The sequence below is a fragment of the Streptomyces iakyrus genome (genome assembly GCF_000717055.1).
Classification (GTDB): Bacteria; Actinomycetota; Actinomycetes; order Streptomycetales; family Streptomycetaceae; genus Streptomyces; species Streptomyces iakyrus.
Genome location: NZ_JNXI01000155.1, coordinates 1 through 301 on the forward strand (window position 1 = coordinate 1; position 301 = coordinate 301).

Annotated in this window: 1 protein-coding gene; it reads right to left on the reverse strand. The window is 67.1% G+C overall.

All coding sequences use genetic code 11. The annotated features are described in order from the left end of the window. A partial coding sequence (locus tag OO68_RS49120) for a DUF6537 domain-containing protein (protein WP_033314762.1) occupies positions 1–301 on the reverse strand: 301 nt, incomplete at both ends.

Consider the following 301-nt stretch of genomic DNA (forward strand, 5'->3'; position numbering starts at 1 on the left):
CGACCAGCTTGATCGCGGCCAGCGTCTTGTCGAATTTCGACAGGCCGCGGCTGTGGGTGTCGGAATAGCCCTTGACCAGGCGCCGGCATTGCAGGATCTCGACGCCCAATTGATAGTTCGCTTGCACGGCCTCTGTCGCGGCCTTGAGCCATTCGTCCCGGTGCGCCGTCTCGACGGCGTGGCGCAGCGAGCGGCGGCGCATGCCGCGCAGTCCGCCGACGACATAGAGCGCGACGAACCAGGGCAGCGAGTAGGTCTTGACCCGGCGTCCCTTGTTGACGCGGCGGTCGAGCCAGCCGAG